The organism is Nitrosophilus kaiyonis (assembly GCF_027943725.1).
Taxonomy (GTDB): Bacteria; Campylobacterota; Campylobacteria; order Campylobacterales; family Nitratiruptoraceae; genus Nitrosophilus_A; species Nitrosophilus_A kaiyonis.
This window is the reverse complement of record NZ_AP025696.1, coordinates 1,455,399-1,478,175: the sequence shown is the minus strand read 5'-3', so window position 1 is coordinate 1,478,175 and position 22,777 is coordinate 1,455,399. Positions and strand designations below refer to the sequence as shown.

General features: G+C 27.1%; 31 protein-coding genes. 16 read left to right on the top strand and 15 right to left on the bottom strand.

Features of this window, described 5'->3' with window-relative positions:
• The first annotated feature begins 53 nt into the window (after nucleotides 1-53).
• Nucleotides 54-1,118, top strand: coding sequence for a tyrosine-type recombinase/integrase (locus tag QML81_RS07790; RefSeq protein WP_281950864.1), 1,065 nt, complete (start codon nucleotides 54-56; stop codon nucleotides 1,116-1,118).
• Between the two features lie 15 nt (nucleotides 1,119-1,133).
• Nucleotides 1,134-1,427 (top strand): chorismate mutase, encoded by a 294-nt coding sequence (locus QML81_RS07785; RefSeq protein WP_281950863.1) that lies wholly within the window; start codon nucleotides 1,134-1,136, stop codon nucleotides 1,425-1,427.
• Here the strand turns inward: QML81_RS07785 and QML81_RS07780 are convergent.
• The 4 genes from QML81_RS07780 to QML81_RS07765 form a co-directional block, all read right to left on the bottom strand.
• On the bottom strand, nucleotides 1,421-2,125 hold the full coding sequence (locus tag QML81_RS07780; RefSeq protein WP_281950862.1) for an OmpA/MotB family protein: 705 nt from the start codon (nucleotides 2,123-2,125) through the stop codon (nucleotides 1,421-1,423). The two genes, QML81_RS07785 and QML81_RS07780, sit on opposite strands and share 7 nt — an antisense overlap.
• Nucleotides 2,126-2,133: 8 nt before the next feature.
• Nucleotides 2,134-2,832, bottom strand: a complete 699-nt coding sequence (locus QML81_RS07775; protein WP_281950861.1) for an OmpA/MotB family protein — start codon at nucleotides 2,830-2,832, stop codon at nucleotides 2,134-2,136.
• Nucleotides 2,833-2,834: 2 nt separating this feature from the next.
• Entirely contained in the window at nucleotides 2,835-3,593 is a 759-nt protein-coding gene (locus QML81_RS07770; RefSeq protein ID WP_281950860.1) for a motility protein A, read from the bottom strand.
• A 66-nt stretch (nucleotides 3,594-3,659) separates the two neighbouring features.
• Nucleotides 3,660-3,920, bottom strand: a complete 261-nt coding sequence (locus QML81_RS07765; protein ID WP_281950859.1) for a hypothetical protein — start codon at nucleotides 3,918-3,920, stop codon at nucleotides 3,660-3,662.
• Nucleotides 3,921-3,960: 40 nt separating this feature from the next.
• Between QML81_RS07765 and QML81_RS07760 the strand changes: the two genes are divergently transcribed.
• On the top strand, nucleotides 3,961-4,164 hold the full coding sequence (locus QML81_RS07760; RefSeq protein WP_281950858.1) for a hypothetical protein: 204 nt from the start codon (nucleotides 3,961-3,963) through the stop codon (nucleotides 4,162-4,164).
• Here QML81_RS07760 and QML81_RS07755 read toward each other — a convergent pair.
• Together QML81_RS07755 and dksA are read right to left on the bottom strand one after the other, a co-directional pair.
• Nucleotides 4,148-4,648 (bottom strand): type 1 glutamine amidotransferase domain-containing protein, encoded by a 501-nt coding sequence (locus tag QML81_RS07755; RefSeq protein ID WP_281950857.1) that lies wholly within the window; start codon nucleotides 4,646-4,648, stop codon nucleotides 4,148-4,150. The genes QML81_RS07760 and QML81_RS07755 overlap by 17 nt on opposite strands.
• Before the next feature lie 4 nt (nucleotides 4,649-4,652).
• Nucleotides 4,653-4,997 carry an RNA polymerase-binding protein DksA gene (gene dksA, locus QML81_RS07750; protein ID WP_281950856.1) on the bottom strand — a complete coding sequence of 115 codons (345 nt, stop codon included), beginning with the start codon at nucleotides 4,995-4,997 and terminating at the stop codon, nucleotides 4,653-4,655.
• Nucleotides 4,998-5,116: 119 nt separating this feature from the next.
• Between dksA and QML81_RS07745 the strand changes: the two genes are divergently transcribed.
• Nucleotides 5,117-5,563, top strand: a complete 447-nt coding sequence (locus QML81_RS07745; protein WP_281950855.1) for a GatB/YqeY domain-containing protein — start codon at nucleotides 5,117-5,119, stop codon at nucleotides 5,561-5,563.
• A gap of 1 nt (nucleotide 5,564) precedes the next feature.
• Here the strand turns inward: QML81_RS07745 and trpC are convergent, their stop codons facing one another.
• Genes trpC through QML81_RS07725 form a run of 4 tightly spaced genes read right to left on the bottom strand, consistent with a single transcriptional unit; the run spans nucleotide 5,565 to nucleotide 8,684 of the window.
• Nucleotides 5,565-6,353 carry an indole-3-glycerol phosphate synthase TrpC gene (gene trpC / locus QML81_RS07740; protein WP_281950854.1) on the bottom strand — a complete coding sequence of 263 codons (789 nt, stop codon included), beginning with the start codon at nucleotides 6,351-6,353 and terminating at the stop codon, nucleotides 5,565-5,567.
• A complete protein-coding gene (locus QML81_RS07735) occupies nucleotides 6,350-7,642 on the bottom strand; it encodes a tetratricopeptide repeat protein (protein ID WP_281950853.1) in 1,293 nt (430 codons plus the stop codon). Before QML81_RS07735 ends, trpC begins: the two co-directional genes overlap by 4 nt.
• Complete coding sequence (locus QML81_RS07730; RefSeq protein ID WP_281950852.1) at nucleotides 7,618-8,004, bottom strand: YkgJ family cysteine cluster protein; 387 nt, start codon at nucleotides 8,002-8,004, stop codon at nucleotides 7,618-7,620. Before QML81_RS07730 ends, QML81_RS07735 begins: the two co-directional genes overlap by 25 nt.
• Nucleotides 7,992-8,684, bottom strand: a complete 693-nt coding sequence (locus tag QML81_RS07725) for a tRNA1(Val) (adenine(37)-N6)-methyltransferase (protein WP_281950851.1) — start codon at nucleotides 8,682-8,684, stop codon at nucleotides 7,992-7,994. Before QML81_RS07725 ends, QML81_RS07730 begins: the two co-directional genes overlap by 13 nt.
• 70 nt (nucleotides 8,685-8,754) lie before the next feature.
• Between QML81_RS07725 and kdsB the strand changes: the two genes are divergently transcribed.
• From kdsB to QML81_RS07710, 3 genes are all read left to right on the top strand, one after another.
• The gene (kdsB, locus tag QML81_RS07720) at nucleotides 8,755-9,468 is read left to right on the top strand and encodes a 3-deoxy-manno-octulosonate cytidylyltransferase (protein WP_281950850.1); all 714 of its coding nucleotides are present in this window, start codon (nucleotides 8,755-8,757) and stop codon (nucleotides 9,466-9,468) included.
• 286 nt (nucleotides 9,469-9,754) lie between these two features.
• Nucleotides 9,755-10,108 carry a hypothetical protein gene (locus tag QML81_RS07715; protein WP_281950849.1) on the top strand — a complete coding sequence of 118 codons (354 nt, stop codon included), beginning with the start codon at nucleotides 9,755-9,757 and terminating at the stop codon, nucleotides 10,106-10,108.
• A 283-nt stretch (nucleotides 10,109-10,391) separates the two neighbouring features.
• Entirely contained in the window at nucleotides 10,392-10,829 is a 438-nt protein-coding gene (locus QML81_RS07710; protein WP_281950848.1) for a hypothetical protein, read from the top strand.
• Nucleotides 10,830-10,964: 135 nt separating this feature from the next.
• Here QML81_RS07710 and QML81_RS07705 read toward each other — a convergent pair whose 3' ends face one another.
• The 4 genes from QML81_RS07705 to rsmD form a co-directional block, all read right to left on the bottom strand.
• Nucleotides 10,965-11,123: a hypothetical protein gene (locus QML81_RS07705; protein ID WP_281950847.1), complete on the bottom strand. Its 159-nt coding sequence runs from the start codon at nucleotides 11,121-11,123 to the stop codon at nucleotides 10,965-10,967.
• Between the two features lie 449 nt (nucleotides 11,124-11,572).
• On the bottom strand, nucleotides 11,573-12,400 hold the full coding sequence (locus QML81_RS07700; RefSeq protein WP_281950846.1) for an aspartoacylase: 828 nt from the start codon (nucleotides 12,398-12,400) through the stop codon (nucleotides 11,573-11,575).
• A complete protein-coding gene (locus QML81_RS07695; RefSeq protein ID WP_345741170.1) occupies nucleotides 12,397-13,206 on the bottom strand; it encodes an ABC transporter permease in 810 nt (269 codons plus the stop codon). The genes QML81_RS07700 and QML81_RS07695 overlap by 4 nt, the downstream gene beginning before the upstream one ends.
• Entirely contained in the window at nucleotides 13,199-13,780 is a 582-nt protein-coding gene (gene rsmD, locus QML81_RS07690; RefSeq protein ID WP_281950844.1) for a 16S rRNA (guanine(966)-N(2))-methyltransferase RsmD, read from the bottom strand. Before rsmD ends, QML81_RS07695 begins: the two co-directional genes overlap by 8 nt.
• A 103-nt stretch (nucleotides 13,781-13,883) precedes the next feature.
• Here rsmD and QML81_RS07685 point away from each other — a divergent pair, with 103 nt between their 5' ends.
• A complete protein-coding gene (locus QML81_RS07685; protein WP_281950843.1) occupies nucleotides 13,884-15,101 on the top strand; it encodes an argininosuccinate synthase in 1,218 nt (405 codons plus the stop codon).
• 103 nt (nucleotides 15,102-15,204) lie between these two features.
• Here the strand turns inward: QML81_RS07685 and QML81_RS07680 are convergent, their stop codons facing one another.
• Entirely contained in the window at nucleotides 15,205-15,804 is a 600-nt protein-coding gene (locus tag QML81_RS07680; protein ID WP_281950842.1) for a DUF502 domain-containing protein, read from the bottom strand.
• Nucleotides 15,805-15,857: 53 nt separating this feature from the next.
• On the opposite strand from QML81_RS07680, the gene QML81_RS07675 reads away from it, so the two are divergent.
• The 8 genes from QML81_RS07675 to QML81_RS07640 all read left to right on the top strand — a co-directional run bounded on the left by QML81_RS07675 (nucleotide 15,858) and on the right by QML81_RS07640 (nucleotide 22,773).
• Nucleotides 15,858-16,589, top strand: coding sequence for a ferredoxin-thioredoxin reductase catalytic domain-containing protein (locus tag QML81_RS07675; protein WP_281950841.1), 732 nt, complete (start codon nucleotides 15,858-15,860; stop codon nucleotides 16,587-16,589).
• 110 nt (nucleotides 16,590-16,699) lie between these two features.
• Nucleotides 16,700-17,146, top strand: coding sequence for a 50S ribosomal protein L9 (gene rplI, locus QML81_RS07670; RefSeq protein WP_281950840.1), 447 nt, complete (start codon nucleotides 16,700-16,702; stop codon nucleotides 17,144-17,146).
• Complete coding sequence (gene hslV, locus QML81_RS07665; protein ID WP_281950839.1) at nucleotides 17,146-17,682, top strand: ATP-dependent protease subunit HslV; 537 nt, start codon at nucleotides 17,146-17,148, stop codon at nucleotides 17,680-17,682. The genes rplI and hslV overlap by 1 nt, the downstream gene beginning before the upstream one ends.
• Entirely contained in the window at nucleotides 17,682-19,013 is a 1,332-nt protein-coding gene (gene hslU / locus QML81_RS07660; RefSeq protein WP_345741169.1) for an ATP-dependent protease ATPase subunit HslU, read from the top strand. The genes hslV and hslU overlap by 1 nt, the downstream gene beginning before the upstream one ends.
• Before the next feature lie 149 nt (nucleotides 19,014-19,162).
• Nucleotides 19,163-20,044, top strand: a complete 882-nt coding sequence (gene era / locus QML81_RS07655) for a GTPase Era (protein WP_281950837.1) — start codon at nucleotides 19,163-19,165, stop codon at nucleotides 20,042-20,044.
• A 178-nt stretch (nucleotides 20,045-20,222) separates the two neighbouring features.
• Nucleotides 20,223-21,740 (top strand): hypothetical protein, encoded by a 1,518-nt coding sequence (locus QML81_RS07650; RefSeq protein ID WP_281950836.1) that lies wholly within the window; start codon nucleotides 20,223-20,225, stop codon nucleotides 21,738-21,740.
• Nucleotides 21,737-22,378 carry a type 4a pilus biogenesis protein PilO gene (pilO, locus tag QML81_RS07645; protein ID WP_281950835.1) on the top strand — a complete coding sequence of 214 codons (642 nt, stop codon included), beginning with the start codon at nucleotides 21,737-21,739 and terminating at the stop codon, nucleotides 22,376-22,378. Before QML81_RS07650 ends, pilO begins: the two co-directional genes overlap by 4 nt.
• Entirely contained in the window at nucleotides 22,360-22,773 is a 414-nt protein-coding gene (locus QML81_RS07640) for a hypothetical protein (RefSeq protein WP_281950834.1), read from the top strand. Before pilO ends, QML81_RS07640 begins: the two co-directional genes overlap by 19 nt.
• The last annotated feature ends 4 nt before the right edge of the window (nucleotides 22,774-22,777 follow it).

Genomic DNA, 22,777 nt, shown 5'->3' with positions numbered 1-22,777 from the left:
TAAAAGTTTGAAAATTATAGTTTTCAATACTTACAATATATTAGGATGAATTAATGAAATATCCATTGGATTTTAAAGAGAATTTTAATGATACGCTTCTATTTTGGATAGAAAGATATATAAGATATAAATTAACTTCTCTGTCAAATAGACAGGTAAAAGATCAAAAAACTATTGCAGAAGTTATTGAAAAATTAACAAAAGGTGTTCAAAATATTGAAGAGTTATCAAATCTTTCAAAAAAAGCAAGAAATGCAGGAATAATTGGAATAAATACATACTATAAACCTTTAGAAAAGCTTTATAACTATCTTACATATCTGGGTCTAGCATCTATGAAAGAGATTGATGAAGAGATGATTATAGACTTTCTAACCTCTTCTACCGGTGGTCTAAGCGATGCAACAAAAAAAAATTATAGAATCTCTATGATAAACTTCTTTAAATATATTGATAAACAAAATATTGAAAATGATGGAAAATCTCATGTATATGGAATTGAATTGAAAAATTGGGGAGGTTTAAGAGGGAAAGCTGGTGTTAAACTACCTGTATATATGACTGAAGATGAAATATCAAAATTTTTAAATTCTATTGAAAATTATCCTTTTAAACAAGATATAGCAGCAAGAAACAGGCTTTTGATAAAAATAATTTTATATACTGGAATACGTGTATCTGAGGCAATTAATCTAAAAATAAAAGATATAATAGATGAAAAAGATGTATATTTATTAAAAATTGTAGGAAAAGGAAATAAATCAAGAATTGTTATGATAAAATCTAAACATATAAATAAGGATTTACAAGAGTGGCTTTTGTTTAGAAGATGCGAAAATGATTTTCTATTTTGCAATAAAAAAGGCACTCCCCTAACCCAAGCTTATGTTAGTAGAATTGTTGAAAAGATATTGATAAATGCAGGCATTAGAAAAGAGAAAAATGGAGCACATATGCTAAGGCATACTTTTGCTACGCTTCTTTATATAAAAAGTAAAGATCTTGTATTAGTACAAGAAGCTCTTGGTCATGCAAGTTTAGATACTTCAAGAATTTATACACATTTTGATAAAGAGAGATTAAAAAAAGCTGCTAGTGTTATGGATGATATTAAATAATATGGAGGAAAAAAAATGAAAGAATGCAAAACACTTGAGGAAGTTAGAAAAGAGATAGATAAAATTGATGAAGAGATAGTAAAACTTATAGCTCAAAGAAGTAAATATGTAAAACAGGCTGCAAAATTCAAAGTTAGTGTAGATGAGATAAAAAGTGATGAAAGAATTAATGATGTTTTAAATCATGTAAGACATTTAGCAGGCACTCTTGGAATTTCTCCAAATTTAGTGGCTGATATTTTTAAAATATTGATTGACAAAATGGTTGAGATGGAGATTGAAGAGTTTAAGCATGGAGGAGCTTATTGAGTTTTCTTCTCTGCTTCAACTTTTATAAATATCTCTACTCTGCTATTTCTTCTTTGGAGCATAGGATGTCTCCATTTATATAATGGTTTTGTATTTCCATATCCTGTAACAGAAATCATAGATGGATCTACTCCATTTGATATTAAAAATTCAGCAACTGCTGTAGCTCTTTTTATAGAAAGATCCCATGAATCTTTTACGCCTGGAATCTTTTTATTTGGTGTAGAAATATCTGTATGGCCTACTACTTTGATTTTAATTTTTTCATTTTTTTTGAGACTCTTTTTTATTGTGATTAATGTTTTACTTATCTCTTTTAGAGCTTTTTTTGCTTTAGGAGTTAATTTATAAGAGTTTGGCTCAAAAATTATATCATCAAAAAGTCTAATTAAAGCATACTCTTTTGTTGCAACTATCTGAAAAGCTGAAACAGGTAAAAGCTTTTTTATTCTTTTTTTGACTTTTAATACAACATTAGTTGAAAAAGGAACTATTGGTGGTATTACTGAAGTTTGTTCTGGAGCAAATTTTGGGTTTTCTCCTTGGAAATATGATAAAAATTTCATTGCTTTTGTTACATCAACTGTACTCATTGCATATAATAAAATAAAAAATGTCAAAAGAAGAGACATCAAATCACTAAAGCTAACAAGCCAACCTGGTATGCTTTTGCACTCTTCTTCTTTTTTTCTAGCCATAATATATCCTAAACTGATAGATCTATTACAAATTCTATTCTTCTATTTTTGGCTCTATTTTGAGGTGTGTCATTTGGAACAATAGGTTCAAACTCCCCTCTTCCCTCTGCAGCCAAAGCCTTTTCATCGTAACCACATTTTATAAACATTCTAAGTATATTTACCGCTCTTGAAGCAGACAGCTCTAAATTGTTACTAAACCTTTTTGATTTTATTGGTGTATTATCAGTATGACCTACAATTATTAAAGGCAAAGAGCTATCTTTTAATTTTTCACAAAATGTCATAATATATGGAATTACATCTTTATATGGAATATCTTTACCTGGAGGAAAAATTTTATCAGAAAATAGTCTTAAAGTTATTGTACTTCCATGAGATACTACTTCTGCTTTAAATCCTGCATTTTCTAGCATCTGTTTTATATCATTTAATTTTTTTTGTACTGCTTTTTTCTTTTTTATTTTTGGATACATAGGAAAATTTAAATTAACCTTTTTCCCTTGAATAATAGTCTCTTTATTTTGTAATGTTCTTCCGCCAAAAGCTTCAGTTAGTCCTCTGATAGATTGATAAAACTTTTCTAAAGATATTGTACTCATAGAGTAAAGAAGAATGAAAAAGGTAAGAAGAAGTGACATTAAGTCACCAAAACTAACTAACCATCCAGGAACACTAGGACACTCTTCTTTCTTTTTTCTTGCCATTTTTATTCACCAACTTCTACTCCATAAAGAGCAGCCAATTTTTGTTGTAATGAGTTTGGATTTAAACCTTTTTCTATTGCTTTAGCAGTAATCAGATAAGACTCTTTAAACATCAATTCTACATCTTTATAATATTTCAATTTTTTAACAATAGGAATACATACAACATTTGCAAGTACTGCACCATATAGTGTTGTAATCATTGCCACTGCCATACCAGGACCAAGTGCTGCAGGATCTGATAGATTTTGAAGCATTTGAATAAGTCCAATTAGTGTACCAATCATACCAAGAGCTGGAAAAAGCTCACCTAATGAATCCCATACATTTACTTCCGTTGATAGTTTTTGATCTATTTGAGCTAAAGCATTATCTACATTGCTCTCTATCTCTTCAATATCTTGGCCATCAATAAGCATTCTCATAATATCACCAAGTAATCTATCTTTTTCATAATATTTATCTATATCAGACTCTAATGATAAAATACCCTCTTTTCTTGCTTTTTTCATAGTTTCTACTAAAAATTCAATTGTTTCCATTGGGTCAGGCATTCCAGGTTTAAAAACTTTGCCAACTGCTTTAACTCCATTTATAAAATCTTTCATAGGAAAACTTGAAAGTGCAGCAGCCATTCCTCCACCAACAACAATTAAAAGTGATGGAGCATTCACAAAAGCCATAGGGCTTCCGCCAATAATTATAGAAACAATAATTAAAAGCCAGGCACCACCCATACCTACTAATGTAGCTATATCCATTTATCTTCCCTAAAAAATTTATATTTTTCAGCTTAATTATCGGAAATAATTTTGAATTTTTTAATTTTATTTTTTAAATTTATCAAATATTGATTTTAGCGCGTTTACCATTTCATTAAAATCATCAAAATAGATATCAATTTTTGTATTATCTTTTTTTACAACTAATATTGCATAAGAATCAATTTTAATTTTATCTTTATTTTGCTCAGCCCATTCAATAGAAATAGGAGTAGTTGAGCCATCTTCTGTTCTTATTATTGCGCTTGGATAGATATTTTTTATTTTTTCTGTTTCTATTTCTTTATCTTTTATTTTTATTGTCATATAATTTCCTATAAATAAAATTATGAATAAAAGGATTTTAATGAAAGTGCCATTAATTATATCTTATAACAATTTTGAGCCTATTAATCTTTACAATGTAGAAAGTTTTTTATTAAAAGATGAAATAATAGTGTTTCATTTTTCAAAAAGAAGTATTGAATGGATATTTGATACAAAAGATGAAGCAAAAACTGTATACGATATTATATGTGAGAGATACGTGCATTTTATTGAAAATGAGTAAATATTTTCTTCATCATTTCTGGGAGCGCTGAAGGATCAGTCGCTGTTATAATGTTATTATCTTTTACAACTTTTGTATTTATATAAATTGCTCTACTATTGATAATATCATCTTTTATAGAAAAATAGCCTGTAGCTTTTTTCCCTTTTAAAATTCCTGCAGAAATCAAAACCCATGGTCCATGACATATAGCACATATTAAAGCATTTTGATAAAAATGTTCTTTTACAAAATTCAATATTTTATTATTTGACCTTAATTTATCGGGAGAAAAGCCTCCTGGAATAAAAATAATATCAAACTCTTTGTTTTCAATCTCATCTATTTTAAAATCTGTTTTTAGTTTATATCCATGTTTTGAAACAATCTCATTTTTTATTGTAGAAATAGTTAAAACTTTATATCCCTCTTCTTTAAATCTATAAAAAGGATAAATTAATTCTCTCTCATCAAAAAGATCTTCTACAAGTATTGCTACATTCATATTATTATTTTGGTTCTTTTTCCATTATTTCTCTACAAACAATGCAATATTTTGCATATGGTTTTACTTTTAATCTAAGTTTTCTTATAGGCTCGCCACACATTTCACATACACCATATGTTCCATCTTCAATCTTTTTTAATGCTTCTTCTATTTCATTTAGCTCTTTTATCTGCTTTTCATTTATTGCATTATCTATCATATTATCTGTACAAATAGAAGCATAATCACCATCATCATTAACTTCAATATTTTTAAGTTCTTCAAGTTCTGAACTTGTCTCTAAAATATTTTTTTCAATCTGTTTTTTTCTATCAAGCAGTAAATTTTTAAAATATTCTAATTCCATTATATCCCCCAAAAATTTTTTGCGTAATGATATCAAATTATTCTTTTTTAAAAATTAATAGATATTCCTTTAATATTATATTTGTTATAATTTTTTATAATTTAAATATAGGAGTTAATATGAGTGATTTGAAAAAAAGGCTTCAAGAAGATCTTAAAAATGCTATGAGAGAAAAAGATAATTTCAAAAGAGATACTATTAGATTTTTAATGAGCGCTATAAAACAGGTTGAAGTTGATACAAGAAAAGAGTTAAATGATGCAGATATTATTAAAATAATTCAAAAAAGTATAAAACAAAGAGAAGAGTCTGCAAATCAATACAAAGAGGCAGGTAGAGAAGATCTTTATGAAAAAGAGATGAAAGAAGCAGAGATTCTCAAAAGCTATTTGCCAAAACAGCTAAGCGATGAAGAGTTAGAAACTGAGATAAAAAAAATAATAGAAGAAGTTGGTGCAACTTCATTAAAAGATATGGGAAAAATAATGGGAGTGGCTACAAAAAAATTGGCTGGCATTGCTGATGGAAAAAGAATAAACCAAATGGTTAAAAAGATTTTAGGGTAGTTTATTCTACCCCTTTTATCTCTTTGACTGCTTTGGCTATATCATTTTGTCTCATAAAATATTCACCTATCAAAAATGCATCAACACCAATTTTATGAAGCTCTACTATCTGTTCATGAGAATTTATTCCACTCTCAGCTACAATTATTTTACTGTTAGGAATTAAAGGAACTAGTTTTTCACTTAAACTTAAATCTATTTCAAAGGTTTCTAAATTTCTATGATTTATGCCAATAATATTTGCTCCAGCAAATATAGCTTTTACTAAATCTTTTTTATCATGTATCTCAACCAAAGCCTCCATTCCTAAATGCCAGGTATATTCCAAAAGCTCTTTTAACTCTTTTCTACTTAATGCTTTTGCAATCAACAAAACAAAATCAGCACCATAAACCAATGCTTCTACAAGTTGATATTTATCAATTATAAAATCTTTTCTAAGTAGAGGCATTGGGACATATCTTCTAACTTGAGTGAGATATTCAATATCTCCTTTAAAAAAATGGGGCTCAGTTAATACTGAAATTGCATCTGCCCCACCCTTTTCATACTCTTTTGCTATTGCTATAGGATCAAAATCCTCTCTTATTATTCCTTTACTTGGACTTGCTTTTTTTATCTCAGCAATTATTCTATATGGATTATCTTCTGTTGACCTTAGGGCTGGCTCAACTGGTCTTGGAACAAAAGGATTATATGCCAAACTTCTTCCAAGCCATTCAAGTGGAAACTCTTTTTTTCTCTTTTCTAAATCCTCTTTAGTTTTTTTAATTATTTTATCTAATATCACTTCTCTCCTTTTGCGCACTCTTTTATTTTTTCAAAATGCAATTTTACCTCTTCATCTTTTAAACCAAGCTTCTTTACCACTTTTTTCATCAATTCAAAAGCTTCTTTGCATTTTTTTAGTTTATAATAGCCCCAAGCTAATGAATCAATATAATAAGGTGATTCAGGATTTTGTTTTAATGCCTCTTTTACAAGTTTTATACCTCTTTTTATATTAATATCATGATCAATATATAAATAACCAAGATAGTTTAGATAAAGACTATCTTTTATTTTAGCAACTACTTTTTCAAGTTTATTTGCAACATCTTTTAAAAGTTCTGGTGTTTTTTCTTTAGCTGATTCATATTCAAACATTGCATTTTGAGCTAAGTAATTTAAATCACCACTTTTTATATACAATGAATAAGCTATTTTTGATGCCTTATCATACATCTTTTTATATTTATATAGTTCAAATAAAAGTTCATCATTTGTTCTATTTTTTTCTAAAAACTTTATAGCTTCACTATAATTTTTGTTAAATATATATATTTCGACTATCTTATTTGCGTAAATATCTTCTTTATATTTGTCATATAATCTTTTATAAACTGACAAAAGTCCATCAATATCATTTACTACACTATAAAAACTTGCAAGCTTATGACACACAGTTTTTGAACATCCATACATTCTGCTGTGAGTTTCTAAATATGCTATGGCATCATTTTTCTTATCAAGATATAAAAACATAATAGTAGCCATTTGATCTACAATTTTATCATCAGGTTTTATAGCATACGCTGCTTGAAAATATTTAAGTGCTAATTCATACTTTTTTTGCATTAAATAAAGAGATGCTAAAAATTCATAATCTTCTACCTTTTTTGCAATCTTTATAGCTTTTAAAATATAATCTTGAGCATTTTTTATATCTTTTAAATGAAAATATATAACTGAAGCAAGTCTTAGAAGTTTAACATTATCTGGATATTTTTTAAGCATTTTTAAAACTTCTTTTTTTGCTTTTTGATAATCTTTTAAAGTTATATAATTTTTAATCTCTTCAATTTTATACTCTAATCTTTTAGTTTTTTTATAAAGAATTCTAAAAAGCTCAGCTGATTGTTTATAAGCACCAATCTGTTTAAAATACAGAGCTGTCATTATATATCTATCTTCATCTTCAAAAAGTTTTGGGCAGCACTGTTTTGATTTAGGTTCTAACTTTTTTATAGAGCATCCTGTAAATAAAACAGAAATAAATAATAAAAACAGAAGAACTATTTTGTAATTATACCTGGACATTCTCTTTTTACCTCTTCAATATTTTTAGGATTTCTGTACTTTTCCCAAAAAGGAAAAGTTCTACACTGTTTTGGTCTAACTGGATATATTTCGCATCTTTTTGTTTTTGGATCAAAAAATAAACAGTTATATTTACCCTCTATTACAACTTCTTTTATTGTATATCTGTATCTAACTTTTTTTAGGTAATTTCTTATAAAATCTTCACTTTTTATTTTTAAAAATTTTGCAATACTTTCGATTTCATCACTATTTAGCCATATATACCCACTCTCTCCTGTACAGCAATTTCCATCACAACTATAACATGCATTTTGATCAAATGAAAAATCAAACCCCTCTTTTTTAATTATATTGCACATTTTATACTATGAACTCCTGCTTTTTTAAAGGCTTCTAAAGCCTCTTTAGTATATTTTGAATCTTCAAAAACTATCAATGGTGGAAAAATTTTTGTTAAAGTTTTTGAACCTTTTTTTGCATAAATCATTACTAAATTTGCCTCTTTCTCTTTTTTTGGATGAACAAATTTTATAGCTTCAATATTATATTTATAATTTGTCAAAAAATATACAATTTTTTGAATCTGTTTTGCATCATAACAAAAAATAAAAGAGCCTCTTGGCTTTAAGATCCTATTTGCTTTTTTTAATATTTCTTCAAATGGAAGATTTTTTGAAAATCTACTTATATCAAGCTCTTTTTTCTTACTTCTTAATACATTTTCATGATAAAAAGGTGGATTTGATATTAAAAAATCAAATTTCTTATCAAACTCTAAATCTAAAAAATTTCCAACTTTTAAATCAATCTCTATTTTATTAGCTTTTGCATTAATTTTTGTATAATTTGCCATAAATTCTTGAATTTCAACTGCACTTAAATTGATTTTTTTATCTTTTGCAACTAAAAGTCCAAGTATTCCTGATCCAGAACCTATATCTAAAACATTCCCTTTAATATTGAAATTTGTCAAAAAATCATACAAAAAAATTGTATCACTATTATAACAATAACCATCAATTGGTTGATAAATTATCATTTTTTACCTTTAAAATAAAAAATAACCTTATTTTGGTTATAATTGTACCAAACTTAGAAGAAGGAAGAAAATGATTATTATTCCTGCTAGACTTGCTTCAACAAGATTTCCTGAAAAAATATTAGAAAAAATTGATGGTATTCCAATGGTTATCAAAACTGCTCAAAGTGTAAAAGATATTGATGAGATTGTTATTGCGACAGATTCTAAAAAAGTAGCATATATTGTAAAAAATTATGGTTTTGAAGCAGTTTTGACAAATAAAAATCATAAAAGTGGAACTGATAGGATAAATGAAGCAGCAGCTATTTTAGGAATTGATAAAGAAGAGATAATTATAAATGTACAAGCAGATGAGCCATTTATTGAAAAAGAGGTTGTAGAAAAAGTATATGAACTTACCAAAAAAAATAGACATAGTGAAGATATATTAATGAATAGTGCATATAAAATAGTTACAAAAGAAGAGGCAAATGATGAAAATTTAGTAAAAGTTGTAACAGATAATTCAGACATTGCAATATATTTTTCAAGAAGTTTGATACCTTTTCCAAGAGATGAATATTTTCATTTTAAAGGTCATCTTGGAATATATGGATATACAAGAAAAAATCTTGAAAAATTTTGCAAACTCTCACCTTCAATCTTGGAAGAGACTGAAAAACTTGAACAATTAAGAGCTTTATCTCATGGCTTTAAAGTTGCTATGGTAGAAGTAAAAACAAAAAGTTTTGGAATCGATACTCCTATGGACCTTGAAAAAGCGTTAAAAATGTTTAGTTAGGTGAAAAGTCATAAGTGATAGTAAAAAGTGATAGTTGAGTAAGATGAGTAAAAAATATAAAAATTGGTAAAGGAAATGAGAATATACTTTTTTAATTTTTATTAAGATATTACAAATAGCAATATTGTAGGGAATAGGCAAACCTCTTAATCTTATATGAAATTTTATGTATAACATAAAAAAAAATATATAATAAAATTCTGAATATTACATAATTTATTTTTTTCTGGTTTAAATAAATAGAGTATGAAAATATAAGTATATATTTATTAAATTAGGAATTAGGATGCGTTTTGCAGATCCATTCTGGACTGATAGTTTTAGAACAGGAACACTGGTTGAAAAAGGAATATTTAAAGATTATGACACAGTGCTTATTGAAAATAATCAGCCAATAGGCACTTTTTTATATCCCTATCGCCTTTTTTTCTTCAAACACGGAGAAAAAATACCTACATTATCATTGAACCTCGAAATTGGATTAATGTTTGATACTGTCTTTTTAGGGGCTTTTACAAGGAATAAACATTTTACTATTAAGTCAGCTGATCCTAACATGTCACTTGAAGATTTTAAAAAATGGGCTTATAAAGAAGCAGAAAGTTGGCTTTTGAAAGCGAAAAAAGATATAGATGATTAGCAATTTATATTTTGGATAAAGATTTGTATTAATAGCTTACAAATATAGCCAATTATATATTGCAAAATACTTTATTTACCTGTGAATAGATATTAATTATTCTTCCAATTTTGAGAAAAATAAAACAGATTTTTATATACTTTAGTGAGAAAGGCCATTTAGATATTGAAAAGCATTTAATAAAAAGGTTTGTATATTAATGGACATAAATATAAAGATAAAACTGCTTTAATGTATGCTTCAAAAATAATCAAATTGCTAAAAAATGGCAAAGGATTAAAATATGGATTTTCAAGAAGTTGTTCAAAAAGTGAAAGAAAAATCATTTGAGCAAGGAAATTTGATTTTAAATAAAAATGAAAATATCAACGAAATAGTAAAAAAAGAAAATGTTCCAAATAAATATGGTGTATATGTAATATATAGTGTAAAAAATGGTCAAAAAGAAGTTATTTATATTGGAAAATCTGGAACTCTTTGTTCTAATGGATTTAGAAAACAAGGCATTAAAAAAAGATTAACAATGAAGCAAAGGAAAATGTCTAGAAAAGAGTTTTTTCAAAAAGTTATTAGTGAAAATGATTATGATTCATTGTATTTCGAATGGTACGTAACTTATGAAAATGGAAAAGGGATATTGCCATTTTTAATGGAATCAGAACTTTTAGCAGCTTATTTTTATACTTATAGAAAACTGCCTAAACTAAATAGATGTATTTAATTTTAATTATAATTATTAAATTTATATTGTTAGTTTCTTAATTGCCATAAAACAAAATCAACTTTCTTAATATTTGATATTTGATCACTTTTGTTTACCATTTGATTAAATGTCTCAATAATTAGTTTTCCTTCCTCAAGTTTTTAGATAATTTGTATACCAATCTCTTAGATTTTGAAAAATCTTTTTTGCTTTTTTAACTCTATTTTCATCAGTATACTTTGAAGCTTGTTGCCCAGTATTTTTAAGAACAAATTGATCCCAAATTGATTCATTTGGATTGATAGTTACCACTGACTTGCTTGAAAATGAAGGTTCGTAACGATCTAAAGTCTTAAATAGATAATCGATTACATCTTCAAATAATATATTATTATTTACGATTTGCTTCAAAATATGAATAATAGGTTTTACGCCTTTTTTGTTTCTTCGAATGCGATAAAAGTGATTAAACTTTGTTTGAAAGTTTTGATCGCACTAACATCAACATAAAGAATTAAATCCATTATTTCAAGATATTTATTAATACCTTGTTTGTGCTTTTTCAACTGCTACAATAATTTCTTGTTTAGTTATTTTCATTCAAATAAACTCATATTTCTTCATATTTATCAATATGGCTATATTTGTATAAGAAAATGTTATGCCATTCTCCTTTAAAATTTAAACCAATTTAAACAAAAGGTATGAATTAGCTAATTCTCAATTTCAAATTCCAAATTACTAATGACTAATGTCCAATATCAAATATACCTCTTTTCACATAGACAAAAAGCCATTTTTTTCTCATAATATGCGGCTTCATTAATAAATACTGCATACATTGGCTCATTTTCATAAAAAATCTCTTTTCCATTAAAATCAACAAAAATAGGATCGCCTTTTTTTAATAAAGAATAATCTTTTCCTATAAGGCTTGGATGAATCATAGCTGAAATTTCACCATTTTCTCTTGGAAAATCAACAATATCAACAATATCATATACTTCAGTTTTATTCAACTCTTTTTTAAAACTGTTATTATCCAACATTTCTATTACTGATTTCACTATTTTTTCTGTTTTGAAAAAAATATCTGCATCAAGAACACCTTGACATATTGGCCCTACTTCCAAAGTAATGCTATGAGGAACAATAGAATTTATAAAATCCCCTTCACTATTTGAAAACCACCTTAAAATATATACATCTTCATGAAGATTTTTTATCTCTTTTGCAATTAAATTTGAAATTTCATCATCTTTTGATAAAACAACACTCATTTTCATATTTGAAGTTGTAGAATGAAGATCAAGTAAAAAATCGCAATTTTTTAATCTCTCTTTTATTACTTTAGCTCTTTCAAACTCATAAAAATGAGAATCTTCTTTTAAAGCATTAATTGAAAATGATCTATTTAAATCATAATCGATATATCTTTTGCACTCTTTAAAAGCTTTAGGGTTGGCTAAAATGTAATCAATATTAATATTTTTTGTTTTTATTGGTCTTTTTTGAAACTTTTTTATCAAATATGCTCCAGTTAACTCATTTCCATGTACCCCACCTGTTATGGCGATATTTTTTATCATAAAACTCTCTCTTTTTTATTTGTAATTGTTTGTAAAAAATCGGAAATATTTATAAGTGAAAAAGTGACTAAAAATATCATAAGACCAGGGAAAAAGCTAACCCACCAAGCAATATCTATAACCTCTTTCCCTTCACTTAAGATTGAACCCCAGCTCATTTGAGGTGGCAAAACACCAAGGCCTAAAAAACTAAGGCCTGATTCGCTCAATATTGCTCCCCCTACTCCAAATGTAAAACTTATAAAAAATATTGGTGCAATCAAAGGTGTAAAATATTTTAATATTATTTTATATGAAGGAACTTTTGCAACTCTCAATATTTTAATAAATGGTTTATTTGCAATAGCAAAACTCTCACTTCTAATCATCCTTGCAGTAGTCATCCAACCAGTTATCGATATAACAATAATTAAAACATAAGCTGAAGCTTCAATATAGCTGACCAATGCTAAAAGTAGGAAAAATGTGGGAAAAGTTAAAAATAGATCAACTAAGATAACAAAACCTTTATCAAATTTTTCTTTAAAAAATCCAGCACTAACTCCTAAAATAAGTCCAATAAAGGATGCAATTATTGCACTACCAACACCAATAATTAAAGAGATTTTACCACCCTCAATAACTCTAGCTAAAAGATCTCTTCCTAATCTATCAGTTCCAAAAGGATGTTCTAATGAAGGAGGAAGTAGTATTGCATATTTATTAAGCTCATATGGTGAAACCTTATAAAATAGATCTCCAAAAAAAGATAAAATTACAACAAAAAAAAGGATTGTTATACTTATATAAGGGATTTTTTTATTCATAATAACTAAGTGAACTTTTCCCAAATTTTTTTCTTTTGATAAGCTTATATTTACCAATACTTTCAGGCATATCCATTTTTGTCATATGTTCAATTATTATCATATGAACCACTTCTTTTGGAATCTTTTTAATTGTCTCAAAAACTCTATCATAAATATCCTCTTTACCCTCTCTTATTGAAAATGGAGGATCAAAATAAAAATAAGCTTTCTCTTTTTTTCTTTTTAAATCTTCTATTACATCAAATATTTTTTCAAATGCATCTCCAAAAATCAGTGTACATTTTTTAAAATCTAATGATTTTGCGTTTTTAGTTAAAATATCAAAAGAATCTCTATCAATTTCAATAAAATAGACATGAGATGCACCTCTGCTTAGTGCTTCAAGACCTACACTTCCGCTTCCTGCAAATACTTCTACAAAGTTTCTATCTATAATATCATATTGAAGTGTATTAAAAAGAGACTCTTTTAAAATATTTTTTGAACTTCTTGTAACATTTAATGATGGAAGTTTAATTTTTTTGCCTTTATATTTTCCAGCAATTATTCTTGTCTCTAAATTTTGTTTCAATCTATTTTCCTTTATTTCACTTTATATAGGGAATCTCTAAACATTATTTTATCATAAACAATTTTTGGATAAAATTCAAAAAATTTTTCAAAAAAGGGATAAAATGAGTAAAAAAGAGGTGAAAAAAGTTGTTTTAGCATATAGTGGAGGACTTGATACTTCTATTATACTAAAATGGCTTCAAGATACTTATAACTGCGAAGTTGTAACATTTACTGCTGATATTGGACAAGGAGAAGAGGTAGAACCAGCAAGAGAAAAAGCATTAAAACTTGGAATAAAACCTGAAAATATTTTTATTGAAGATTTAAAAGAGGAGTTTGTAAAAGATTATGTATTTCCTATGTTTAGAGCAAATACAATTTATGAAGGAGAATATCTTCTTGGAACAAGTATTGCTAGACCTCTTATAGCTAAAAGACAGATTGAAATTGCAAAAAAAGTTGGAGCCGATGCTGTTGCACATGGAGCTACTGGAAAAGGAAATGACCAGGTTAGATTTGAAATAGGATATTTAGCACTAAATCCAGATATCAAAATAATAGCTCCATGGAGAGAATGGGATCTAAATTCACGAGAAAAGCTTTTAAAATTTGCACAAGAACATAACATTCCTATTGAAAAACATGGTAAAAAGAGTCCTTACTCTATGGATGCAAATCTACTTCATATCTCTTATGAAGGTGGAATTTTAGAAGATCCTTGGAATGAACCAGAAGAGGATATGTGGAGATGGACAAATTCAATCCAAGAGGCACCTAATGAGCCAGAATATATAGAGATAGAGTTTGAAAAAGGAGATCCAGTTGCAATAAACAGTGAAGCATTATCTCCTGCATCACTACTTGCAAAACTAAACGAATATGGAAATAGACATGGAATTGGAAGAATAGACATTGTTGAAAATAGATTTGTTGGAATGAAAAGTAGAGGCTGTTATGAAACACCAGGTGGAACAATTTTACTAAAAGCTCATAGAGCAATGGAATCTATTACACTTGATCGTGAAGAGGCTCATATGAAAGATAAATTGATGCCAAAATATGCTGAGCTAATTTATAATGGATTTTGGTTTTCGCCTGAAAGAGAGATGCTACAAGCAGCTATAGATAAAACTCAAACAAATGTAAATGGGACTGTAAGACTTAAACTTCATAAAGGAAATGTTTTCGTTGTTGGAAGAAAATCTCCAAATTCACTTTTTGCTCCAGAATTTAGTACTTTTGAAGAAGATACAGTATATAACCAAAAAGATGCTCAAGGCTTTATAAAACTTAATGCATTAAGATTTATAATAGAAGGACATGTGAGGAAAAAATAGTTATTGGTATATTGGTTATTGGTTATTAGTAAAAAGTTAAACATCTAATATATCAATACACCAATAGCCAATTATCAATAACAACCTTACTCCCCTATTCCACTTATCCACTTAAATCTTTTTTAAGATTATCTTCTGCTACTGCTCCAACTGACACAATCATTTTCATAGCTTCATCAATACCTATATTTAAAAATTTTATATCATCTTTTTTAACTATAAATGTAAAACCTGATGTTGGGTTTGGGCAAGTTGGTACAAAAACAATATAATTTTCTTCATCAATTTTATTAGTAACAAAACCAACTGATTTTAGGTCAGAATTTGGAAAAGGAACTAACACAACATCTCTAAAAACTTCTGATTCTTTTGTTACAAAGACCATTTTTAAAAAATCTTTTACAAAATTATAAATAGTTTTCAATAGAGGAATATTTTGCATTATCCTATCTATAAAAGAAATAAAGATAGATTTTCCATATTTTTCTATCGAATAACCAACAATTATTAAAAATATAAATATTGAAAGGAATATAGAAATTATTAAAATATAATTGCCTTCTGAAATAGCAAAAGCTTTATGAAAATAGTTAATAAGAATTTTTTGCAGCCAAAAAAAGATTTGCAAAACTATAATAAGTGGTAAAATTGATAATGTTCCAAGCCATAAATATCTAAATATCTTTTTTAAAAATCTTCCCATATTTAACCTTTATATTGGATATGCTATTATTTTAACAAACTTTAGGAGAAGTTATGGAAGATAATATTAAAAAAATTGACCCAGAATCAAAAGAGTTTCAAGAAGAACTCAAAAAAACGATTAAATTTACAGATAAAGTAATAAAACAGTTTGGCTGGGAATATAACCCCGATCCTGAAATAAACCAATCTATCCAATTTGGTTTAACAAGAAATAAATTAATTTATGGAAAAAGATATTGCCCATGCTTTTTTGTAACAGGAAATAAAGAAGAGGATAGAATATGCCCTTGTAAACCAGCGATTGAAAAAGAGATACCTCAAGATGGATTGTGTCATTGTGGAATTTTTTGTACTCCAGAATATGCACAAAAACATAAAAAAGAAGAAATCATTGAAGAGATTGTCCATACCCACTCACGAGGACTAAATAAAGAAGAGTGTGAATTACTTTTACAAAAAGAGCAACTTGATGGTGATGAGCTTGAAGCTTTAATTGAAGCTAGAGAGCTTGGAATGATAGATTTTAATCTAGTTGATGTTAGAGAATGGATGGAATATCGTGCCGCAAGAATAAAAGGAACTGACTATCTTGTTCCAACTACATCTTTTTATCAATCTTTAGAACAACTAAATGATCAAAAAGATAAACCTATTATTCTTTATTGCCATGTTGGAAGCAGAAGTGCATATTGTCAAAGGGTTTTAAAAGATTTAGGTTTTAAACATGTTGGTAATCTTACCTATGGTATTGTAAGCTATCCAGGTGAGATTGAGAGAGGATAATTTAGGTGAGTAAGAAAGTTAGAAAGTGAGAGAGAAAAAATTGATTAAGAAAATGCTTTCTAACTTTTTTACTATCTAACTATCTAACTAAAAAATAAAAGGGAGAATCAATGAAAGTATTACTTATAAAAGATGTAAAAGGTCTTGGAAAAGCTGGGGATATAAAAGAGGTAAAAGATGGTTATGGAAAAAATTTTTTAATTGCTAAAGGTTTGGCAAAACTTGCTACTGATGCAGTTATTAAACAGTGGCAAGCAAATCAAAAGAAAAAAGCAGAACAAGAAGCAGCTGAAATAGAAAGATTAAACAGATTAAAAGAAAAAATAGAAAAATTAAAACTAACAATAAAACATAAAGTCGGAGCTAATGGAGCTTTATTTGGTGCAATTACAAATAAAGAGATAAGTGAGCATTTAAAAAAAGATTTCAATATTGATATAGATAAAAAACATATAGAAATCCATCCTCCAATAAAGCAGACTGGCGAATATGAAGTAGATATAAAATTAGGCCATGGTATTCATGCTAAACTTGATTTAATTGTAGAGGGAGAATAATGTTTGAAGCAACAACTATACTTGGATATAAAACTGATAAACTTGCTGTAATAGGCGGCGATGGACAAGTAACATTTGGAAATACTGTATTAAAAAATAATGCTACAAAAATAAGAACACTGTATAATGATAAAGTTTTAGCAGGATTTGCAGGAAGTACTGCTGATGCTTTTAATCTTTTTGATATGTTTGAAGGAATTTTAGAAAATAAAAAAGGAGATTTATTAAAAAGTGTTGTTGAATTTTCAAAAGAGTGGAGAAAAGATAGATATTTAAGAAGATTAGAAGCAATGATGATTGTATTAAATACAAAACATATTTTTATTTTAAGTGGAACTGGAGATGTTGTAGAGCCTGAAGATGGAAAAATTGCAGCAATTGGAAGTGGAGGAAATTTTGCCCTATCTGCTGCAAGAGCTTTAGATAAACATTCAAATCTTGATCCAAAAAGTTTAGTAGAAGAGAGCTTGAAAATTGCTGGAGATTTGTGTATATATACAAACAAAAATATAAAAATTTTAACTTTGGAGGATTGATGAATCTAACACCAAAACAGATAGTAAAATATTTAGATGAATATGTAATAGGACAAAAAGAGGCTAAAAAAACTATAGCAATTGCACTTAGAAATAGATATAGAAGAATGCAACTACCACCTGAAATTCAAGATGAAATAATGCCAAAAAATATATTAATGATTGGCTCAACTGGAGTTGGTAAAACTGAAATTGCAAGAAGACTTGCTAAATCTTTTGATTTGCCTTTTGTAAAAGTTGAAGCAAGTAAATATACCGAAGTTGGTTTTGTTGGTAGAGATGTTGAATCTATGGTTAGAGATTTAGTAGCTGCCTCTTTGATTCTTGTTAAAGAAAAGCATAAAGAGAAAAATAAAGAGTTGATTGAGGATTATATAAATAAAAAAATACTTGAAAAATTACTTCCACCACTTCCAAAAATGGCAAGTGAATCAAAAAAAGAAGAGTATGAAAAAAGTTATGAAAAAATGAAAGAAAAGCTATTAAATGGCGAACTTGATGATTTGAAAATTGAAATTGAGATCCCAAAAACAGCTTTCAATTTAGAAGATACAAATCTGCCTCCAGAAATTGCAAAGGCTCAAGAATCAATTGCTAAAATATTTACAATAGGACTTAGCAAAGAGGCAATAAAAAAAGAAGTTACTGTAAAAGAAGCAAAAGAAATTTTAAAAACTGAAGCAAGTGAAAAACTTCTTGATATGGAGCAGATAAAATTAGAAGCTTTGAAAAAAGCTGAAAATGAGGGAATTATATTTATTGATGAAATAGATAAAATTGCAGTTAGCTCAAGCTCTCAAGGCAGACAAGATCCAAGCAAAGAGGGAGTTCAAAGAGATCTTTTGCCAATAGTTGAGGGAAGTAGTGTTTCAACAAAATGGGGAACTGTCAAAACTGATCATATTTTATTTATAGCAGCTGGAGCTTTTCATCTTAGCAAACCAAGTGATTTAATACCGGAACTGCAAGGTAGATTTCCTCTAAGAGTAGAACTTGACTCTTTAGATGAAGAAGCACTATATAAAATTTTAACCTTAACAAAAAACTCTTTAATTAAACAGTATGAGGCTCTTTTAAGTGTAGAGGGAGTTGAACTAGTTTTTGAAGATAGCGCTCTAAGAGCAATAGCAAAAATTGCTCATCAAGCAAATCAAAAGATGGAAGATATTGGAGCAAGAAGACTTCATACAGTTATTGAAAATCTTCTTGAAGATATAAGCTTTGAAGCAGATGAGCATAAAGGTGAAACAATAACTATAACTGAAGAGTATGTTCATAAAAAACTTGACAATATTATTAAAAATGAAGATACTGCAAGGTATATACTTTAAATGGTAATTAGTATATTGGTTATTAGTTATTGGAGTTATGATTTAATAGTTAAATGAGTAAGAGGACTTAGAGTTTGATGATTATTAAAAACTTAAAACTTAGCTCTTAATACTTAACACTAATGTCCAATATCAATATAAGGAAAAAAATGGATACAAAAGCTGGGTTTGTGGCTATTATTGGAAGGCCAAATGCTGGTAAAAGCTCTCTATTAAATTGGCTTTTGGGTGAAAAAATAGCTCTTGTTAGCCATAAAGCCCAAGCGACAAGAAAAAGATTAAATGCAATTGTTATGCATAAAAATGCTCAAATTATATTTGTAGATACTCCTGGAATTCATGAAAAAGAAAGACTCTTAAATAAATTTATGCTTGAAGAAGCATTAAAAGCCATTGGAGATTGCGATCTTATTTTATTCTTATCTCCTGTAACTGATCCCCTTTCATATTACGAAAAATTTCTTGAATTAAATAAAAAAAATACTCCACATATTGTTGTATTAACAAAAATAGATAAAGTTGATAATTCAAAAATTCTTGAAAAAATTGAAGAATTTAAAAAATATCAGGATAAATTCTTAGAGTTAATTCCTGTTTCAGTTAATAAAAATATAGGAAAAGATGATCTTTTAGACACAATAGTTAAATATCTTCCAAACCATCCATATTTTTATGATCCAGAACTCTTAACTACAGAAAATATAAGAGATATCTATAAGGAGCTAATAAGGGAAGCAATATTTGAAAATTTAAGCGAAGAGATTCCTTATGAAAGCGATGTAATTATAGAAAAAATAGAAGAGCGGTCAGATTTAGATATTGTAAATGCAATGATTATAGTAGAAAAGCCTTCTCAAAAGGGAATAATAATAGGTAAAAAAGGTGCAACTATAAAAAGGATAGGAAAAAGCGCAAGAAAAAAAATGGAAGAATTTAGTGGGAAAAAAATATATCTTGAACTTTTTGTTGTAGTAAAAAAAGGATGGACAAAAGATAAAAAGGCTTTAGAAGATCTTGGCTATCAATTCTAAAATTAAAATATTTAAAATTTTGCCGATAATAAGTTCAATAAATTAATTTTTTCACTATTTTTAAAAATTTTGCCTTAAATTGGCACAATTCAAAAAAAATTTAAGTTAAATTGAGTTAGAATAGAAATATAAAAATAAAATTTAAAATAACTTCTCAATTTTAATATTAGGAATATATATGAAAAAGAGATCATTTAAAAGTATTGTCTCAATCAATCCTTATTCAAATACTTTTTATGAAAGTAGAAACTCTAAGATAAAAAAGCTTCCTTCTCTAAAATTTAGTAAAAGTAATTTTTATGTCTCTTTTTTATCTACTAAAAACTTTATAGTTTCACAAGTTTCCATAAGTAAAAATATTCCAGAAGAAGATTTAAAAGATGCTATAGAAATTAAAGCTTATGAAGACTTAGGACTTGATCAAACCATAGAGTATAAAATTGAATATTTAGAAATTCCTACTTTACCTTCAGATAAAGATAGAAAATTCCATGTATTTGTTGCAGATCCTACTGTTATTATGGAGGATTTTGAAAAAATAGCTGAAAAAATAAAATATATTGATATCATCTACCCTGCTCCTTTACTTTTTAAATATCTTTATCAAAAAGATTTAGTAGATAATGAAGGTAGCCATGTATTTATATATTTTCAAAGAGATGACGCTTTTTTAGCACTATATAAAGAAGGTAGATATCTTTATTCTAAATCTTTAAAATACTCTTTTAATGACATGGCAGAAAGATTTAGCGAACTTTTAGGAGAAAGGATTGATGAAGAGGATTTTATAAATCTTCTTGCTACAGAAGGATTAAGGACATCTAATTTTGAGTATCAACAACATTTAATGAAACTTTTTAGTGAAGTTTTTATGCACCTAAATGATGTTTTAATTTATGCAAAAAGAGCCAATGATATTGATAAAATAGATAAAATCTTTATTAGCAGTGAGTTTGGGCATATATCAGGAATAGATGAATATGCCCAAACCTATCTTGGTCTTTTGTCTTTAGATTTTTCTTTTGATTATGGTTTTCAAACTGAAGAAACTTTTATAGAAGATCTGCATTATTTATTGCATACCGCTGCAATTATCACTTTGGAAAATGAAGAGGAAGTACCTAATTTTACACTTTTTAAAAGGCCTCCTCCTCTTTTACAAAGACCAAGTGGCCAACTATTTGCAGTAACTGCAGCAAGTATGCTATTGGCATTTGCTTATCCATTATATAATTTTGCATACAATTATAAACTTCAATATGATACTTATGTATTAAAACAGGAATATAACAAGCTTCATCCTGAAAGAGTAAGATTAGAGACAACAATAAACTCTCTTAAAAAAGATAAAAAAAATATCTTAGCAAAAATATCAAATGAACAAAAGATTTATAAAACAAGAATGAATATTTTAGATTCTATATATAATAAAAAAGTAAACTATCCAATGAAAGGTAAAATTATTGCAGAGCTTTCACAAGATATTATTAAATTTAAAGTAAATACAAAGTCTGTAAGAACAGATGAAAACAATATGGAATGGGATGTAGTTTCAAAAGATGAAAAAAGAATAACAAATTTTATTAAATATATTTCTCATAAAAAAGGCGATAGATATCATATAGAAACAAATAAAATCGAAAAAGATGAGAAAGAAAAAATTTATAAAAGTACTATAAAGGTAGTTATAAAATGAGAAGATTATCATTAATGGAAAAAATAGACAATTATTTATCTACAAAAAAACCGAGTGAACAAAAAATTATATATTTTTCCATATTTCTTATTCTATTTGTTTTGTCATATCAATATCTATTTCCATATACAGAAAAAATAGTAAAAAGAAGTGAAAATCAAAAGCGAGAAATTCAGAGGAAAATTAATGAAGATAAAAATTATATAGCTTCTATTACAGTAAATGGGGATAAAGAATTTATTATAAAATCTTTACAAAAAGATATTAAAAAACTAAAAAAAGAGTTTACAAATATAAAACATAATAATGAATATCTTGATTTTCAAATACATACTCTATCAAACCTTTTATATAACGAGAAAAATTGGGCAAAATTTTTAGATTCTATTGCAGCAAAAGCAAAAAAACATAATATAAATATAAATTTTATTAGTAATGAATTTGTAAAAAATAGTAAAAATTTTGGACATGTACTTGAAATAGAAATAGGGTGTGATGGAGAATTTAAAAATTTAATTGGTTTTATCAATTCTATAGAACAAAGTGAATTGGTAGTTGATATTTATGGTATGGATTTAACCAGTAAAGCTGATATTGAAACAAATTTAAAGGTGTCTGTATGGGGAATAAATTATTAATATCTATTTTAATCATATTTTTTGGATTTTCCTCTTTATATGCTAATGAAGAGCTTAAAAAAATTGATTCTTTAATTGCAAAAATAAAAGTAAAAAGAGTGGGAATTGATTCCAAAAATATAAAAAAATTAAAAGATCCTTTCTATTATGAAAAAAAGTATAAAGTAGAAAGAATAAAAAAACTCAAAAGAAAATATAAACATTATTATAGACTTTATGCTATTTTAAATGATAAAGCAAAAATAAATAGACGCTGGTACAAAATAGGATCAAAAGTAGGTATTTATAGGCTTTATAAAATATGTGATAATTGTGTAAAATTGAGAAAAGGGAATAAAGTTTTAACTCTTTTTATTCCTAGAAAATCAAGAAAAATTAAAATAAGTGGAAAATAAGATG

Coding starts and splice junctions, on each gene's coding strand:
- QML81_RS07780 (WP_281950862.1), bottom strand. CDS start 2,125: ATGGCTAGAAAAAAAGAAGAAGAGTGCAAAAGCATACCAGGTTGGCTT.
- dksA (WP_281950856.1), bottom strand. CDS start 4,997: ATGGAATTAGAATATTTTAAAAATTTACTGCTTGATAGAAAAAAACAG.
- QML81_RS07680 (WP_281950842.1), bottom strand. CDS start 15,804: ATGGGAAGATTTTTAAAAAAGATATTTAGATATTTATGGCTTGGAACA.
- QML81_RS07715 (WP_281950849.1), top strand. CDS start 9,755: ATGCGTTTTGCAGATCCATTCTGGACTGATAGTTTTAGAACAGGAACA.
- era (WP_281950837.1), top strand. CDS start 19,163: ATGGATACAAAAGCTGGGTTTGTGGCTATTATTGGAAGGCCAAATGCT.
- QML81_RS07675 (WP_281950841.1), top strand. CDS start 15,858: ATGGAAGATAATATTAAAAAAATTGACCCAGAATCAAAAGAGTTTCAA.
- QML81_RS07745 (WP_281950855.1), top strand. CDS start 5,117: ATGAGTGATTTGAAAAAAAGGCTTCAAGAAGATCTTAAAAATGCTATG.
- QML81_RS07725 (WP_281950851.1), bottom strand. CDS start 8,684: ATGATAATTTATCAACCAATTGATGGTTATTGTTATAATAGTGATACA.
- QML81_RS07710 (WP_281950848.1), top strand. CDS start 10,392: ATGGATTTTCAAGAAGTTGTTCAAAAAGTGAAAGAAAAATCATTTGAG.
- QML81_RS07685 (WP_281950843.1), top strand. CDS start 13,884: ATGAGTAAAAAAGAGGTGAAAAAAGTTGTTTTAGCATATAGTGGAGGA.
- hslU (WP_345741169.1), top strand. CDS start 17,682: ATGAATCTAACACCAAAACAGATAGTAAAATATTTAGATGAATATGTA.
- QML81_RS07770 (WP_281950860.1), bottom strand. CDS start 3,593: ATGGATATAGCTACATTAGTAGGTATGGGTGGTGCCTGGCTTTTAATT.
- pilO (WP_281950835.1), top strand. CDS start 21,737: ATGAGAAGATTATCATTAATGGAAAAAATAGACAATTATTTATCTACA.
- QML81_RS07730 (WP_281950852.1), bottom strand. CDS start 8,004: ATGTGCAATATAATTAAAAAAGAGGGGTTTGATTTTTCATTTGATCAA.
- QML81_RS07765 (WP_281950859.1), bottom strand. CDS start 3,920: ATGACAATAAAAATAAAAGATAAAGAAATAGAAACAGAAAAAATAAAA.
- kdsB (WP_281950850.1), top strand. CDS start 8,755: ATGATTATTATTCCTGCTAGACTTGCTTCAACAAGATTTCCTGAAAAA.
- QML81_RS07695 (WP_345741170.1), bottom strand. CDS start 13,206: ATGAATAAAAAAATCCCTTATATAAGTATAACAATCCTTTTTTTTGTT.
- QML81_RS07700 (WP_281950846.1), bottom strand. CDS start 12,400: ATGATAAAAAATATCGCCATAACAGGTGGGGTACATGGAAATGAGTTA.
- QML81_RS07755 (WP_281950857.1), bottom strand. CDS start 4,648: ATGAATGTAGCAATACTTGTAGAAGATCTTTTTGATGAGAGAGAATTA.
- QML81_RS07775 (WP_281950861.1), bottom strand. CDS start 2,832: ATGGCAAGAAAAAAGAAAGAAGAGTGTCCTAGTGTTCCTGGATGGTTA.
- QML81_RS07760 (WP_281950858.1), top strand. CDS start 3,961: ATGAAAGTGCCATTAATTATATCTTATAACAATTTTGAGCCTATTAAT.
- QML81_RS07650 (WP_281950836.1), top strand. CDS start 20,223: ATGAAAAAGAGATCATTTAAAAGTATTGTCTCAATCAATCCTTATTCA.
- QML81_RS07790 (WP_281950864.1), top strand. CDS start 54: ATGAAATATCCATTGGATTTTAAAGAGAATTTTAATGATACGCTTCTA.
- rplI (WP_281950840.1), top strand. CDS start 16,700: ATGAAAGTATTACTTATAAAAGATGTAAAAGGTCTTGGAAAAGCTGGG.
- QML81_RS07785 (WP_281950863.1), top strand. CDS start 1,134: ATGAAAGAATGCAAAACACTTGAGGAAGTTAGAAAAGAGATAGATAAA.
- QML81_RS07640 (WP_281950834.1), top strand. CDS start 22,360: ATGGGGAATAAATTATTAATATCTATTTTAATCATATTTTTTGGATTT.
- hslV (WP_281950839.1), top strand. CDS start 17,146: ATGTTTGAAGCAACAACTATACTTGGATATAAAACTGATAAACTTGCT.
- QML81_RS07735 (WP_281950853.1), bottom strand. CDS start 7,642: ATGTCCAGGTATAATTACAAAATAGTTCTTCTGTTTTTATTATTTATT.